The organism is Streptomyces sp. Y7, from assembly GCF_043195415.1.
GTDB lineage: Bacteria > Actinomycetota > Actinomycetes > Streptomycetales > Streptomycetaceae > Streptomyces.
Window position 1 is genome coordinate 1,127,444 of record NZ_JBIDDQ010000002.1, and the last position, 14,021, is coordinate 1,141,464.

The window sequence follows — 14,021 nt, forward strand, 5'->3', positions numbered from 1 at the left end:
CCGTTCGATTGACCGTGCCCCCCGATCCGAACACGCAACATTTTGTTGAAGCTATCGGTGGTGTGCACCAACTCCCGCGCCCCTGAGGGGTGTCATCGTTGTGGCTTCGGCCAACTCGGCGCCGCTCTTGTCGCATCGGCCAACTCCACGCGGTGAAAGGCGAGTTGTTTTCGGAGAACGCCCCGATGGACGCCGTGTCGCGGCGACCGGTGCACTGGGCGCGTGGACAGCAGCGACGAGCCGGACATGACCGGCGTGATGGTGATCGAGCCCATGGGCAACGCGGGTCCTTACCTCGTGAGGGCCGCGGCGAGCCTGGGCATACGGCTGTACGCCGCCACCGACGAACGGGTGCACGCGGGCTACGACCCCTGGCTGACGGACGCCCTCGCCGGGGTGTGCCTGACCGAACTGGCCGACTCCGAGCGCGCGTTGGACGACATGGAGGCGTTCTGCCGGACGCGTCGCATCACGGGTGTCGCGGTCTGCTGGGAGCTGCTGACGCCGCTGGCGGCCCTGCTCGCGGCGCGGCTCGGCCTGCCGGGCAACGACCCCGCGCTCGCCGGGGCGGCGCGCAACAAGATCGCCATGGCTGGGGCGTTCCGCGCGGCGGGCGTACGGGCTCCCGCCGACGCGGTGGTCACCAGCGTCGAAGAGGCCCATCAGGTCGCCGCCTCCGGCCGGCTGGGGTGGCCGATCGTCGTCAAGCCGGCCGAGCAGGGCGGCTCCTGGGGCGTGAGCGTGGTGGCCGGTCCGGACGGACTCGACGCCGCGGTGGCCGCCGCCGGGCGGTTCACGCGCGCCGAGCCGCACGGCCTGCCGCTGGACGCGCGGGTGCTGCTGCAGAGCTACGTGCCGGGCGAGGAGTTCTCCGCCGACACGGTCGTACGCGAGGGCGTGCCCCACCCGCTGCCCGTGGTCCGCAAGGACACCACGGCGGGCCGGTACCGGGTGGAGACCGGGCACTCCTGCCCCGCCGGGCTGGACCCGGCCACGGTCCGCGCGATCCAGGACACCGCGGCACGCGCCGCGCTCGCCGTCGGCGTCCGTAACGGCGTCGCCCACACGGAGGTGAAACTCCCCCCGGACGGGCGGCCGGTCGTCATCGAGACGGGGGCCCGGCTGCCCGGGGACGACATCTGCGGGCTCGTCGAGGCCGCGACCGGCGTCAGTGAGGCGGCCGCCTACCTGCAGGCGGTGACCGGGCGGGTGCCGCGAACCGAGCCGACCCGTGACGCGGGCGCCGCGCTGCGTTTCGTCCTGCCCGAACGGGCGGGGGTGCTGCGGTACGTCGTCATCCCCGAGGCGCCCGGCACCGACAGCCGCATCCACATCCGGCCCGGCGAGCGGGTGCCCGAACCCGCCGACAGTTCCGGGCGCGTCGGGCACGTCCTGGCCCGCGCCGCGTCCGTGGACGAGGCCCGCGCGCTGGCCGCCCGGGTCGTCAGCGACACCCGAGTGAAAGTGAGCTGATCCGTGCCCGGTCCCGTACGCAAGCCCGTACAGAAGATCGCGTTCCTGCGGTCGGTGGAGATCCGCAGGGCCGACCCCTACATCCAGCGCTGCGTCCGCGAGCTGGATCGGCTCGGTGTCGAGAGCTGCCTGTTCCACACGCACGGCACGGCGGACGAGGGAGACTTCCCCGGCGCGCGCCGCCGTCTCGACCCGGCCGTCTCCCCCGCCGAACTCGCCCGGGTGGTCGCCGAGTGGGGCGCGGACGCCGCCGTGTCGATCTCCCTGCCGTGCGAGAACGCCCTGCGGGACGCGACGGTGAAGGCACTCCTGGAGGCCCGGGGCATCCCCACGGTGATGACGCCGCTGCCGTCGACGCTGGCGCTGTGCGACAAGTGGGAGACCAAGCAGCTCCTGGTCCGTGCCGGCCTGGACACCCCGCGCGGTGTCCGGGCCGACTCCGATCTGCTGGCCGGGCGCGGCGTCCCGGTGCCGGCGTACGCGGACGCCCTGCGCGCGTCGGCGGCCGCCATCGGCTTCCCGCTGCTGTCGAAGCCGCTGTGGGACTCCACCAGCATGGGGATCCGGGCCCTGCCGGACGCCGCGGCCCTGGACGCCTACCTCGCCGCCCCGCCGCAGGTGTCGGCGGTGATCGAGGAGTGCGTCTCCGGCGCGCTCTGTTCGGTCGACATCGTCGGCGAGCCCGGCGCCTACCGGGTGCTGCCGGTGTGCTGGACCGGTACGGCGGGTGCCGAGCCGGTGTTCACCTTCGCCGATCTGCGCTGGTGCGGTCCCCGGCCCGAGGCCGACGCCGATTTCGCGCCCGTCGCGGCCGGGCTGACGGCCCTCTGCGAGGAACTCGGGGTCCAGGGCTCCGTCAACGTCGACATGATCTACACCGGTTCACGCTATGTGGTCCTGGAGATCAACCCGAGGATCGGCGGTGCGACGACCCTGTCCTGCGCCGCCTCGGACACGAACACCTTCGACGCCCTGGCCGGCATGGCACGGGGCCGGTACGACGCGGGGCCGGTGCGCCGTACGGGCTGGGCCGTCGAGTTCCTCTCCCCGGAACTCCTGCCGCCGTCGGTGCGCACCGACCTGATGGCTCGTCTGAAGGTGGTCACCGCACACGAGTTGGTCATCGACGGCACCAGCCACGGAGAGATCGTGGTGTTCACCCTCGCCGAGGGCGACGAGCGGCAGACCGTCAAGCACCTGGAGGAACTGCACCGGACCACGGGCTGGCCCCGCCTGGAGATCCTGGACAAGACACGGGCCCTGCTGACCCCATGACGACGCCGACCGCCCCACCCCGGCCCGCCCGGCTGCGACACGTGCTGGGTCTGCCCGCCACCCGCGGTCACGGCCGGTTCGTCACCGGCAACCTCCTCGACTCCCTCGGCAACGGCATGCTCCTGCCGCTCGGCCTGCTGTACTTCACGGCCCTGCGCGATCTGCCTCTGGCGGCGGTCGGAGCGGCCGTCACCCTCGGCCAACTGGCGGCGCTGCCGGTCGTCCTGGTCGCCGGCCGGTATCTGGACCGGCACGGACCCCGGCGTCTGACGGTGGCCGCGAACGTCGTCAGCGCCGGCGGCTTCCTCTCCTTCCTCCTCGCCGACCGGCCCTGGCAGATCGCCTGTGCCTACCTCCTGGTGCAGTCCGGCGTCAACGCGTACTACACGGCCCAGCGCACGCTCATCCTGCACGCCACCCCGGCCACGGAGACCCGCGGCTGGTTCGCCTTCACCGGCAGCCTGCGCAACATCGGCATCGGCGCCGGGGCGTTGCTGGCGGCCGGCGCGCTCGCCCTGTTCGGCACGAGGGCCCTGACGTGGCTCGTCGTCGCGGCCGTACCCCTGTATCTGCTGGCCGCCCACTGCTTCGCCCGGGTGCCCACGACGGCACCGGCCGAGCAGCCGGTGAGGGAGGACGACAGGACGCGCACGCGGTCCGATGCCACGGACCTGCGCCGGTATCTGCTCCTCGTGGCGTGCAACATCCCCTTCGTGCTGGCGCAGGCCATGCTGTCGGTGCTCGTCGCGGTGTACGCCACCGGGCCGCTCGGGCTGCCGGCCTGGTCCGCGAGCATGCTGCTGGTCCTGAACACGGCGATGGTCGCCACCCTCACCAGCCCGCTGACGGCGCACGTCGCCCCCGAGGACCCCCGGCGCACCCTCGCCGTGGGCCATGCGCTGCTGGTGTGCGCCATGGTCGCGTTCGCGGCGCCCGCGCTGCCCGGTGCGGGCGTCCCGGCGTGGCCGGCGCTGGTCACGGCGATCGTCCTGTTCAGCCTGGCCGAGATCCTCTACTCACCGGCCGTGGGCGAGCTGTCCGTCACGCTCACACCCAGCGCCGCGCGCGGCAGCAGACAGAGCCTGTACCAACTTTCCTGGGCCTCGGGCAACATCGCCGCGCCCGCCCTGTTCACCGGTCTCCTGGACACCCACGCCCTGCTGCCCTGGGCGGTGCAGGGCGCGGCGTGCCTGGTGGCCCTCGCCGCGGTGCCGGCGCTCAGGTCCCGTGTGGCGCGCGGCGGAAAAAGGGAAGCATGAGGACCGAGACCGTCGGCAGTGTGCACGCCGTACCCGTGGCGGACTGGGACCGGCTCGCCCGGCACGCGTCCGTCTACCTGTCGCACCCCTGGCTGGCCGGGGAGGAGCACGACCCCACCGCGACGCCGTCGTACGTCCTGGTCCGGGACGACGACGGAACGCTGCTCGCGGCCACGCCCCTGTACGTCGTGCACGAGGAACCCAACCCGTACTACGACCCCGCGGCACTCCTGCCTGGCGGAGCACGCCGGCCGCGTGTGCTCGCCGGGGCCCGGCGCGGCTACCACAACACGCCCCTGACCGACCCGCACCTGCCCGAAGGCCGCGCCGCACAGTGCCTGATCCTGCTCCGCGAGGCCGCCCGCGACCACGCCGAGCGGCACGCGACCACGCACTGGTGGCCGTACCTGACGGAGTCCGCGACGCGCAGGCTCGCACCGCTGTACGGCACGTCTCCGCACCGGTTGGAGGACGACGCAACGATTCCGTTGCCCGGCTGCGGTTTCGCCGACTACCTGGCCTCCCTGCCGTCCAGGCGCCGCGTGGCGATACGTCATGAACGCGCCGCCTTCGAGGCGGCCGGCCTCGAGGTCCGTCGGCAGTCCCTGCTCGACTGCCACCGGGACGCCGGCCGGCTCCTCGCCGCGCTGCAGAGGTCCCATGGCCACGACGGCGACACCGACGCGATGACGGGCCTGCTGCAGCGTCAGGCCGATGCCATGGGCGACCGTGCCCGGGTGGTCGCCGCGTACGCGGGGTCGCGCATGACCGGCTTCTGCCTCTACTACCACCACGGCGGGACCACCTGGCTGCGCGCGGTCGGCCTCGACCCCGGACACCCGGCGCCCTTCGCCTACTTCGTCCTCACCTACTACGCGCCCATCGAGGACGCGTACCGCCATGGCAGTACCGCGCTGCACGCGGGGATGAAGGCCATCGAGGCGAAGCGGTTGCGGGGTGCGCGGGTGAGTGGGCTGTCCGCGCTGTACGACGTGCGGCAGGCTCCGGTACCGGGCTGAGCCGTGTGCCCGGCCGGGCGAATCCGGCCGGGCACACGGAGGGGACGCCGGGCCTCAGTCTCCCGACGCGGCCCGGAAGCGGCCCACCCAGTACGCGGTGCGGTCCAGGTACGCCGTCTGTGCCGCTTCTCCCGTCTGCCCGTAGGCGCCGTCGTAGGTCCGGTAGCCGTGGCCGGCGGGTGGTGTGGAGTCGGCGGGTTCGATGGAGCTTCCTTCGTGCCACTCGTTGAACGAGGTGACCGACACCCAGGTCGGGGAGCCGCCGATCGCCGGGTCCAGGGCGTTGGACCACTGCCGGTCGTAGGCCGCGCCGTTCGCGCGTTCCACCGTGGGTGTGGAGTTGCCCGGCACGGCCCGGTCGTCGAGGTAGCCCGGCGCGACGGACGGGGCCCAGATCAGGCCGTTGGCCCGGGCGTGGTCGCCGGCCTGTTTCCAGCCCGGTGCGGTGGCGCCCGCGATCCCGTCGTAGGTGTACATGCCGGAGAAGTGCGCGATCCTCGTGGTGTCGGTGGTCTGGGCGAGCACGATGCTGGTGTCGGTGACCTGGTCGAGCGCCGACCAGTCGGCGATGTCCAGGCTCTGGAACACGTAGAAGGCGCTCTTGCCGCCGTGCTCCGCCGAGCGGTGGAAAGCGGGGTGGCTGCCGTAGGTGCTGTTGATGTACTCGATGTCGGCGGCCGTCGAGGCGCCGGTCCGGCCCGCGTACGGCTCCAGGTGCCAGGCCACCTCGATGCCCCGCTCCCGCGCCGCGTCGAGCACGTCCCGCACGAGCCGGTCCTCGTAGCTGCCCCGGCCCCACCAGCTGTAGACGATCACACCCGCGCCGGACCGGGCGACCCACTCCATGTGCCGGGCGACGGCACTCTCGTCGCCCGAGTCGTACGGGCCGAGGGCCGGGTACAGGTCGGCGCCGATGTCGTCGGGTGGCGTGCGGCCGCCCTGCTGCCAGTGCCGCCAGCCGCCGTTGACCGCGGGGCTGCCGTACCAGGGGTAGTAGAACAGGTGCACGTCGTCGGAGAGGGCGTCGGCCGTGGGCGCGGTGGCGAGGCTGAAGGTGTCGACGTCGAACAGGGCTCCCGCGCCGCCGGTGAATCTCAGGAACAGCGGCCCGGACGCGGATCCGGTGAGGGTCGTGGTGACGGTCGTGAAGGTCTCCCAGCCGCCGGTCACCGGGACCGTCACGGTGCCCAGCAGGGTGCCGGTGGCCGAGCCCGAGCGGATCTCGATGGTGCCGCCCGCGCCCGCCGAGGACACCTTCGCCGTGAACGTCCTGGCGCCCGCGGTGGAGACGGAGGCGTAGCCCGCCCAGTCTCCGTTCTCGATGTAGCCGAGCGTCTGTCCGCCGCTGGCCGGGGCGTGCCCGGCGACCTGCACGCCGGAGCCTGAGGTGTAGGACTCGGCCTCGACCTGGCCGGTGCCCGCCGGAGCCGTACAGTCGGCCGTCGCCTGCCCGGCCGCGTAGCGCAGGCCGCCCAGCAGCAGGGAGCGGAAGGCGGGGTCGGCGTAGGACTCGGCGGTGTGGCCCAGCCCGGTGTAGAAGGAGCGGCCCTGTCCCTGGCCGTGGCACCAGGTGATGGGGTGGTCGGCGCCCATCGAGCCGCCGCTGTAAGTGCTTTCGTCCAGGGTCTGCAGGACGTGCACTCGGGGGCGCGGGTTGGCGCGGTAGTTGTACCACTCGTCGGTGCGGGTCCAGGTCGCGCCGAGGTGCGAGGTGGCCGGGTGGGTGCGGTCCTCGGTGCGGATCGTGGCCTGCTGGATCGCGGGATGGCTCTGGAACCACGCGCCGACCAGTTGCCCGTAGTAGGGCCAGTCGTACTCGGTGTCGGCGGCCGCGTGCACGCCCAGGTAGCCGCCGCCGGAGTCGACGTAGGACTGCAGGGCGTTCTGCTGGGAGGCGTTGAGGACGTCGCCCGTGGTGTTGAGGAACACCACCGCCTCGTAGCCGGACAGGCCCGCCGTCGTGAAGGCTCCAGCGTCCTCGGTGGCGGTGACGGAGAAGTCGTTCTGTGCGCCGAGCGTGCGCAGGGCGTCGATGCCGGCCGGGATCGCGTCGTGCCGGAACCCGGCCGTCTTCGAGAAGACGAGGACCTCGAAGGAGGCCGCGTGCGCCGTTCCGGCCGGGGTGAGCAGGGCGCCCAGCACGGCCAGGGCCAGAGCCGTCGTGCCGCGGCGCAGTCGCCGCGTCAGGGTGGTCATGGTCATCGCCCCTTTCGTGCCGAGGAGGCGAGGGTGAAGGTGTCGACGTCGAAGAGGCTGCCGGTGCCTCCGGTGAAGGTGAGGTACAGCGGGCCCGTTCCGGCCCCGTTGAGCGTGGTGGTGACGGTGGTGAAGGTGTCCCAGCCGCCGGTCACCGGCACCGTGACCGAGCCGAGCAGCGGACCGGTCTGCGAGCCGGAGCGGAACTGCAGGGTGCCGCCGGCTCCGGCGGAGGAGACCCGGGCGGAGGCGGAGGTCGCGCCCGCGGTGGAGACGGAGGCGTAGCCCGCCCAGTCGCCGTTGTCGATGTAGCCCAGTGTCAGGCCGCCGCTCGCCGAGCCGTGTGCCGCGGACTGGACGCCCGAGGCGGAGCTGTACGACTCCGCCTCCCACGGTGTGGTCGTGGGGGAGCCGGAGCCGAGGGTGAAGGCGTCGACGTCGAAGAGGTTGCCCTGCCCGGTCGGGCCGCGGAACACCAGGAACAGCTCGGTGGTGCCGGCGGGTGCGCCGGAGAGGTTGGCGGTGACGTCGGTGAAGGTGTCCCAGCCGCCGGTCACCGGCACGGTCGCGGAACCGAGCAGCGTGCCGGTGGCGGAACCGGCGCGGACCTGGAGCGTGCCGCCCGCTCCGCCGGAGGCCACCCGGGCGGTGAGCTTCGTGGCGCCCGCGAGGACGTACGGCTTGAACGAGATCCAGTCGCCGTCGTCGGTGAAGCCGACCGTCCTGCCGCCCTCGGCGGTGGCGTGGTTCGCGATCTCGATGCCGGACTGGGCGCCGAAGTGCTCGCCCTGCCGGTGACGGGGTTGCAGGGTGCGCACGGAGTGCGTGGTCAGGCCGCCGGCGTCGGTGTACTCGGCGTCGAAGACCCCGTAGAGGTTGGCGGCGCTGTCGTGTTCGCCGTCGGCGGGCACCGTCAGGTTGCCCTGGCAGCCGTTGGTGGAGGTGATGGCGTGGGTGTGGCTGTCATGGCCGAGGAGGTAGGTGACCTTGACCTTGGAGCAGTCGACGGTGCCGTCCTCGGGGTCGCTGACCTGCACCCTGAACGGCACGGTGTCGCCGAACGCGAACGGCTGCCCGTCGGGGGGCTGTTGCAGGGTCACCGTCGGCGCGGTGTTGCCCGCGGTGACCACCAGGCTCGCGGTGCCGGTCAGTCCCTGCGGGTCGCGGACCGTGAGGGTGGGCCGGTAGGTGCCGGCGGTGGTGTACGTGTGGCTGGGGTCGGCCTGGGTCGAGGTGGTGCCGTCGCCGAAGTTCCAGGAGTAGGCCAGTGCCCCGCCCTCGGGGTCGGAACTGCCCTGTGCGGAGAACCGCACGGTGAGCGGCAGGGCGCCGGAGGTGCGGTCGGCGGACGCCCGGGCGACGGGGTTGCGGTTGCTGCCCGCGATGTACTCGATGCGGTACAGGGCCTGGTTGTTGCTCCCCGATCCGTAGTCGAGGACGTACAGCGCGCCGTCCGGGCCGAAGTCGGTGTCCATCACCTGGGTGCCGGTCCAGGGGACGTTCTCGATGGTGCCGTAGGAGCCGTCGCTCTTGACCTCGACGGCCTTGATCCACCGGCGTCCGTACTCGGCGGCGAAGTAGCGGCCGTCGAGGGACTGCGGGAACTTCACCGTGGAGGCCGAGTTCGGGTCGTAGCGGTAGACCTCTCCGCCCATCGGCGACTCGGAGCCGCCGCCGAACTCGGGCGGTGAGCCGTCCAGGCCGTACTTGATCCAGCTCGGCTTGGCGGGCGGCAGCTTGGCCTGCCCGGTGTTGCGGAAGGAGTTGTTGGCGGGGCCGCCGGCGCAGTCGTACTTCGCTCCGGAGGGGCCGCTGGGGAAGGTGTACTCGTTGTACGTCTCGCCGGTGGTGTTGGTGCCGGTGCAGTACGGCCAGCCGTAGTTGCCGGGGGCGGTGATGCGGTCGAACTCGACCTGGCCGCCCGGTCCGCGGTTGGGGTCGGTGCCGCCGGCGTCGGGGCCGTAGTCACCGAGGTAGACCGTTCCGGTGGGGCGGTCGACGGACATCCGGAAGGGGTTGCGGAAGCCCATCGCGTAGATCTCGGGCCGGGTGCCCGCGGTGCCGGGTGCGAAGAGGTTGCCGGTGGGGATCGTGTAGCCGCCGGCGGCGGTCGGTTTGATCCGCAGCACCTTGCCGCGCAGGTCGTTGGTGTTGCCGGAGCTGCGCTGGGCGTCGAACTGCGGGTTGCGGTCGGTGCGTTCGTCGATCGGCGCGTAGCCGGAGGAGTCGAACGGGTTGGTGTCGTCGCCGGTGGTCAGATACAGGTTGCCGGCCGCGTCGAAGTCCATGTCGCCGCCGACGTGGCAGCACTGGCCGCGGTCGTTGGGCACCTCCAGGACGACCTTCTCGCTCGCCGGGTCCAGGGTGCCGTCGCCGCGCAGTGTGAACCGCGACAGGTTGAGGTGTCCCTTCCAGCGCTCGAAGTCGGCGGTGGTGCCGGTGACGGGCGCGTCGCCGGCCGGCGTGTCCAGCTTCGGCGAGTAGTAGACGTAGACGTACCGGTTGGCGGTGAAGGAGGGGTCGACGGCGATGCCCTGGAGGCCCTCCTCGTCGTGCGTGTACACGTCGAGCTTGCCGGCCTGCTTGGTGTTGCCGGCGGCGTCGGTGAGGCGGATCGTGCCGTCGCGGGCGGTGTGCAGGACGGAGCGGTCGGGCAGGACGGCCAGGGACATCGGCTCGCCCAGCTCGGCCGCGCCGGTGGCGAGTTGGACCTGCTGGTAGTCGCCGGGCGGAAGGTCCGCCGGGGCGGCGGAGGCCGGGCCGGCCGTGGGGTCCGCCGTGATGGCGGCGGCCAGGACGAGCGCGAGCGCGGTGAGCGTTCTCAGCCCCGCGCGAGGGCGCCGAAACATGGGGGGTTGTCCTTCCTGACGATGCGGGTGTCAGGCAAGGCGCGCGCCGGCCGCGCTTGCCGGGGTGTGTCCGTGCGGGGCGCGGCGGAGGAACCGCCGAACCCTGTGACGTTCGATGCGCCGTGCGGATAAATTACGCCTTGAACAAAGGGAATTGCAGGCTTCCGCAGATGTCTTGCATGCTGCGACCCCCCGACACATTTGTCAAGGGCCTGTCAAAATGGAGTCGCGCCCGGCACGGCGGATCCCCGAACAAAACAAGTGGACGCCGCCCCACCCTGGCGTGCAGGCTTGGGCGAGCCCAGTTCCCGCACTTTGTGCCCACTCACCATGGAAAAGGTGCCTATGACCCGGCCCGCGCCGAGCGCGCCTCGCCGTACCGCGTAAGCCGTCCCTGACCGTTTTCAGGGTCTCCCGAGGCCGCTCGGCCTGCTCTTGCTGTTCTCGCACACTTCTCGGCAAGGAGCACCCGGGTGTCCAGCGACCATCTCGCTCACCGGCACAACCCTCTCAACACCGTCCTCGGCAACGACAGTTTCACCTGCGTGTGGTGCGGGCTGACCGTGTCGGCCCTGGCCCCTGACGGCAGCCGCCGCAACCACTGTCCGTCATGCCTGCATTCGCGGCACGTCGTCGACCAGGTCGACGGCGGGCGGTGCGCGTGCGAAGCGCGCATGAACCCCATCGCCATCGCGGTGCTGCGCACCGGCGACTGGATGGTCGTCCACCGCTGCGTCCGCTGCGGCGAGCTCACCTCGAACCCGGTGTGCGCGGACGACAACCAGCTCATCCTGATGCGCATGGCCGTGCGCCCGCTGGCACAGCCTCCGTTCCCGCTCGAAGCGTTCGGCTCCCTCTGAACGCCCGGCACGGAAAGGAGAACCAGCCATGCCACGCCGCACCCGGGCGGGCCGCGGACAGCGGCACCGACCCCAGCGCACCAAGGACGTACTGCACGCCAACGGCGGTCACCGGGGCCATGACTTCCGGTGCGTGGGCTGCCGGCTCGACGTGTCCCTCGTCGCACCCGGCACCGCACACCGCAACCATTGCCCGAGCTGCCTGGTCAGCCTGCACGTCGACCGACGCGTCCCCGGCGACCGGGCCGCGGACTGCCACGGCCGGATGGACGCGCTGAGCCTGACCGTACGGCCGGACGGCGAGTGGATGCTGATCCACCAGTGCCGGTCCTGCGCCGGACTCAGCGCCAACCGCATCGCGGGCGACGACAACGCCCTGGCCCTGATGCGCCTGGCACTCCGGCCGCTGCGGGGCGCACGGGCCGCCGGCAGCGCGCTGCTGACGGTCCTGTGAGAGCGGGCGTGCCGCCCCTCACCCGTCGACGACGGGAGCGAGGGGCGGCACGCCGGCCGGCGCGCGGGCCGCCCCGCCGGAGACGCGGCCCCGCTTCCTGAGTGACGACCCCGCGATCCCGCGTACATTCGCGTGCAACGTATACAACGGAGGTACGTCCATGACGGTCCAGTACACGCCGCCCGCGGATCTGCGCCTGACCGCCGAGGTCTACGCGGCCGTCCAGGCCAGGGACCCCGCTCAGTCCGAGTTCCATCAGGCCGCGCGCGAGGTGCTGGAGTCCCTGGAGCCGGTGCTCGCCCGCCACCCCGGGTACGCCGGACACCACATCCTGGAGCGGCTGTGCGAGCCGGAACGGCAGCTGCTGTTCCGCGTGCCCTGGGTCGACGACGCCGGCAAGGTCAGGGTCAACCGGGGCTTTCGCGTCGAGTTCAACTCCGCGCTCGGGCCGTACAAGGGCGGGCTGCGTTTCCATCCGTCCGTGAACCTCGGCATCGTGAAGTTCCTCGGCTTCGAGCAGATCTTCAAGAACGCCCTGACCGGACTGCCCATCGGCGGCGGCAAGGGGGGCGCCGACTTCGACCCCAAGGGCCGCTCGGACGGCGAGATCATGCGGTTCTGCCAGTCCTTCATGACCGAGCTCCACCGCCATCTCGGCGAACACACGGACGTCCCGGCGGGCGACATCGGCGTCGGCACCCGCGAGATCGGCTATCTCTTCGGCCAGTACAAGCGCATCACCAACCGCTACGAGTCCGGGGTGCTCACCGGCAAGGGCCTCGGCTGGGGCGGCTCCCACGTCCGGACCGAGGCCACCGGCTACGGCACCGTCTACTTCGTCTCCGAGATGCTCGCCGAACGCGGCCAGGACCTCGACGGCCGCCGGGTCGTCATATCCGGCTCCGGGAACGTCGCCATGTACGCCGCCCAGAAGGCGCGGCAGCTGGGCGCGAAGGTCGTCGCCATGTCGGACTCGGGCGGCTATGTGGTCGACGAGGAGGGCATCGACGTCGAACTGGTCAAGCAGATCAAGGAGGTCCGGCGCGGCCGGATCAAGGAGTACGCCCAGACGATCACCCGGGCCCGGTACGTCGAGGGTGGTTCCGTCTGGGACGTGCCGTGTTCGGTCGCGCTGCCCTGCGCCACCCAGAACGAACTCGACGAGAGCGCGGCACGGGCCCTGCTCGCCGCGGGGGTGGTCGCCGTCGCCGAGGGCGCCAACATGCCGACCACACCGCAGGCCGTACGGCTGTTCCAGGACGCGGGCGTCGCCTTCGGCCCCGGCAAGGCGGCCAACGCCGGCGGTGTCGCCACCTCGGCGCTGGAGATGCGGCAGAACGCCGGCCGTGACGCGTGGAGCTTCGAGGAGACCGACCGGCGGCTCGCCGCCATCATGGCCGGCATCCACACCACGTGCCGCACGACCGCCGAGGAGTACGGGGCGCCGGGCAACTACGTCATCGGCGCCAACATCGCGGGCTTCGTCAGGGTGGCCGACACGATGCTCGACCTCGGCGTGATCTGAGCCGCCGAGCCGGCCCGGCCGTGCCGTCGGGGCCCGCGCACGCGGGCCCTGACGGCGACCGCCCTCCGGAACACCCGAAGGCATTCCCTACGCGGCCCCTCCCCGCCGCCGCCTCAGCCACAACGCGCCTCCGCCGAGCAGGACCACGGCCGCGGCGATGCCCACGGGCACGGCGACGGGCATACCGTCGTCGTCCTTCGCGTCGTCCGCCGCCGGCTTCCCGGAGGAGCCCTGGGCGGCCGGCTCGTCCGAGGCGGTGGCGGAGGACGGGGCGGCGGTCGTCGGCTCCTGCGTCGGGGTGGGGCTCACCGGCACGGCACCGGGCGCGGCGGCCTTCAGCGCCAGCCGGGGCGCGGGGTGACCGTGGCCGTGGCTGTCCCCCTCGGACTCCTCCTCCAGCTCGATCCAGCGGTCGACCTCGCCGTCGCTGTAGGTCTGGAGGGTCTTGAAGACCACCTCCTTCGCGTCCGGCAACTGCCGTACGGTCACGACGTACCCGGCGTCCTCACCGACGGCCAGCTTCGGCCCGGACACCGTGTAGCCCCGGGCGGTGGGCGCGAACTTCCAGCTCTTGGGGCCCTCTTCGTAGGTGATGTCCTGCGGGACGATCCCCTCGGGCAGGATCACCTCCAGCTTGCTGATACCGGCCGAGTCCGACTCCGACTCGGCGGCGAAGGTCAGCTCGACGTTCTGGTCGAGGGCCCGCGCGCCCGCGGCCTCCACCTCCGCGTGGGCCGCCGCCGGCCCCGCGGTGGCGACGGCCAGCGCGAGGGCGACCGAGGTGAGCACGCCGGTGCGGCGCAGACTGCGGATCGGAGTGGAGCGGGACACGTACGACTCCCTTGTGCCGACGACGTGACGACTGCGGACGAGCGCGGGCAGAGCCGGCTCTCCTCAGAGGTCGGCCGCGGACCCCGGTGAGTTCCCGGCGGCGGCGCGGAAATTCCGGTGCGGACCGCGCTCTTGGGGCGTGCGTGAGTCGTGGAGGTTGCAACTCATGCGAAACAAAGGCTTGTAGCGCGATTTTACGAGGGTTATTTTAACCGTCACTCGAAGCCGGGCCCGGGCTGCCGAGAGCTGATCCCTGCGCGTTCGCGCACTTCAACGAGGG

The 14,021-nt window shown here is 72.2% G+C and carries 10 protein-coding genes; 7 read left to right on the top strand and 3 right to left on the bottom strand.

Going from position 1 to position 14,021, the window contains the following annotated elements:
* Nucleotides 1-222: 222 nt before the first annotated feature.
* The 4 genes from ACGFW6_RS10685 to ACGFW6_RS10700 are packed head-to-tail and all read left to right on the top strand — an operon-like array spanning nucleotide 223 to nucleotide 5,026.
* A complete protein-coding gene (locus ACGFW6_RS10685; RefSeq protein ID WP_393506793.1) occupies nucleotides 223-1,473 on the top strand; it encodes an ATP-grasp domain-containing protein in 1,251 nt (416 codons plus the stop codon).
* A 3-nt stretch (nucleotides 1,474-1,476) separates the two neighbouring features.
* Nucleotides 1,477-2,748, top strand: coding sequence for an ATP-grasp domain-containing protein (locus ACGFW6_RS10690; protein ID WP_393506794.1), 1,272 nt, complete (start codon nucleotides 1,477-1,479; stop codon nucleotides 2,746-2,748).
* Entirely contained in the window at nucleotides 2,745-4,007 is a 1,263-nt protein-coding gene (locus tag ACGFW6_RS10695) for an MFS transporter (protein ID WP_393506795.1), read from the top strand. The genes ACGFW6_RS10690 and ACGFW6_RS10695 overlap by 4 nt, the downstream gene beginning before the upstream one ends.
* Nucleotides 4,004-5,026: a peptidogalycan biosysnthesis protein gene (locus ACGFW6_RS10700; RefSeq protein WP_393506796.1), complete on the top strand. Its 1,023-nt coding sequence runs from the start codon at nucleotides 4,004-4,006 to the stop codon at nucleotides 5,024-5,026. The genes ACGFW6_RS10695 and ACGFW6_RS10700 overlap by 4 nt, the downstream gene beginning before the upstream one ends.
* 54 nt (nucleotides 5,027-5,080) lie before the next feature.
* Here ACGFW6_RS10700 and ACGFW6_RS10705 read toward each other — a convergent pair whose 3' ends face one another.
* Both ACGFW6_RS10705 and ACGFW6_RS10710 read right to left on the bottom strand, forming a co-directional pair.
* Entirely contained in the window at nucleotides 5,081-7,222 is a 2,142-nt protein-coding gene (locus tag ACGFW6_RS10705) for a ThuA domain-containing protein (protein WP_393506797.1), read from the bottom strand.
* A gap of 2 nt (nucleotides 7,223-7,224) precedes the next feature.
* The gene (locus tag ACGFW6_RS10710; RefSeq protein ID WP_393506799.1) at nucleotides 7,225-10,071 is read right to left on the bottom strand and encodes a carbohydrate-binding protein; all 2,847 of its coding nucleotides are present in this window, start codon (nucleotides 10,069-10,071) and stop codon (nucleotides 7,225-7,227) included.
* A 473-nt stretch (nucleotides 10,072-10,544) separates the two neighbouring features.
* On the opposite strand from ACGFW6_RS10710, the gene ACGFW6_RS10715 reads away from it, so the two are divergent.
* From ACGFW6_RS10715 to gdhA, 3 genes are all read left to right on the top strand, one after another.
* Nucleotides 10,545-10,931 carry an RNHCP domain-containing protein gene (locus tag ACGFW6_RS10715; protein ID WP_393506800.1) on the top strand — a complete coding sequence of 129 codons (387 nt, stop codon included), beginning with the start codon at nucleotides 10,545-10,547 and terminating at the stop codon, nucleotides 10,929-10,931.
* A 28-nt stretch (nucleotides 10,932-10,959) separates the two neighbouring features.
* A complete protein-coding gene (locus tag ACGFW6_RS10720) occupies nucleotides 10,960-11,385 on the top strand; it encodes an RNHCP domain-containing protein (protein WP_393506801.1) in 426 nt (141 codons plus the stop codon).
* 160 nt (nucleotides 11,386-11,545) lie between these two features.
* On the top strand, nucleotides 11,546-12,910 hold the full coding sequence (gene gdhA / locus ACGFW6_RS10725) for an NADP-specific glutamate dehydrogenase (protein WP_393506802.1): 1,365 nt from the start codon (nucleotides 11,546-11,548) through the stop codon (nucleotides 12,908-12,910).
* A gap of 87 nt (nucleotides 12,911-12,997) precedes the next feature.
* Here the strand turns inward: gdhA and ACGFW6_RS10730 are convergent, their stop codons facing one another.
* Nucleotides 12,998-13,741, bottom strand: a complete 744-nt coding sequence (locus ACGFW6_RS10730) for a DUF1775 domain-containing protein (protein ID WP_393506803.1) — start codon at nucleotides 13,739-13,741, stop codon at nucleotides 12,998-13,000.
* Nucleotides 13,742-14,021 lie beyond the last annotated feature (280 nt).

Excerpts from the sequence above, each read along its gene's own strand:
- ACGFW6_RS10695 (WP_393506795.1), top strand. The coding sequence starts at position 2,745 with ATGACGACGCCGACCGCCCCACCCCGGCCCGCCCGGCTGCGACACGTG.
- ACGFW6_RS10700 (WP_393506796.1), top strand. The coding sequence starts at position 4,004 with ATGAGGACCGAGACCGTCGGCAGTGTGCACGCCGTACCCGTGGCGGAC.
- ACGFW6_RS10705 (WP_393506797.1), bottom strand. The coding sequence starts at position 7,222 with ATGACCACCCTGACGCGGCGACTGCGCCGCGGCACGACGGCTCTGGCC.
- ACGFW6_RS10710 (WP_393506799.1), bottom strand. The coding sequence starts at position 10,071 with ATGTTTCGGCGCCCTCGCGCGGGGCTGAGAACGCTCACCGCGCTCGCG.
- ACGFW6_RS10720 (WP_393506801.1), top strand. The coding sequence starts at position 10,960 with ATGCCACGCCGCACCCGGGCGGGCCGCGGACAGCGGCACCGACCCCAG.
- gdhA (WP_393506802.1), top strand. The coding sequence starts at position 11,546 with ATGACGGTCCAGTACACGCCGCCCGCGGATCTGCGCCTGACCGCCGAG.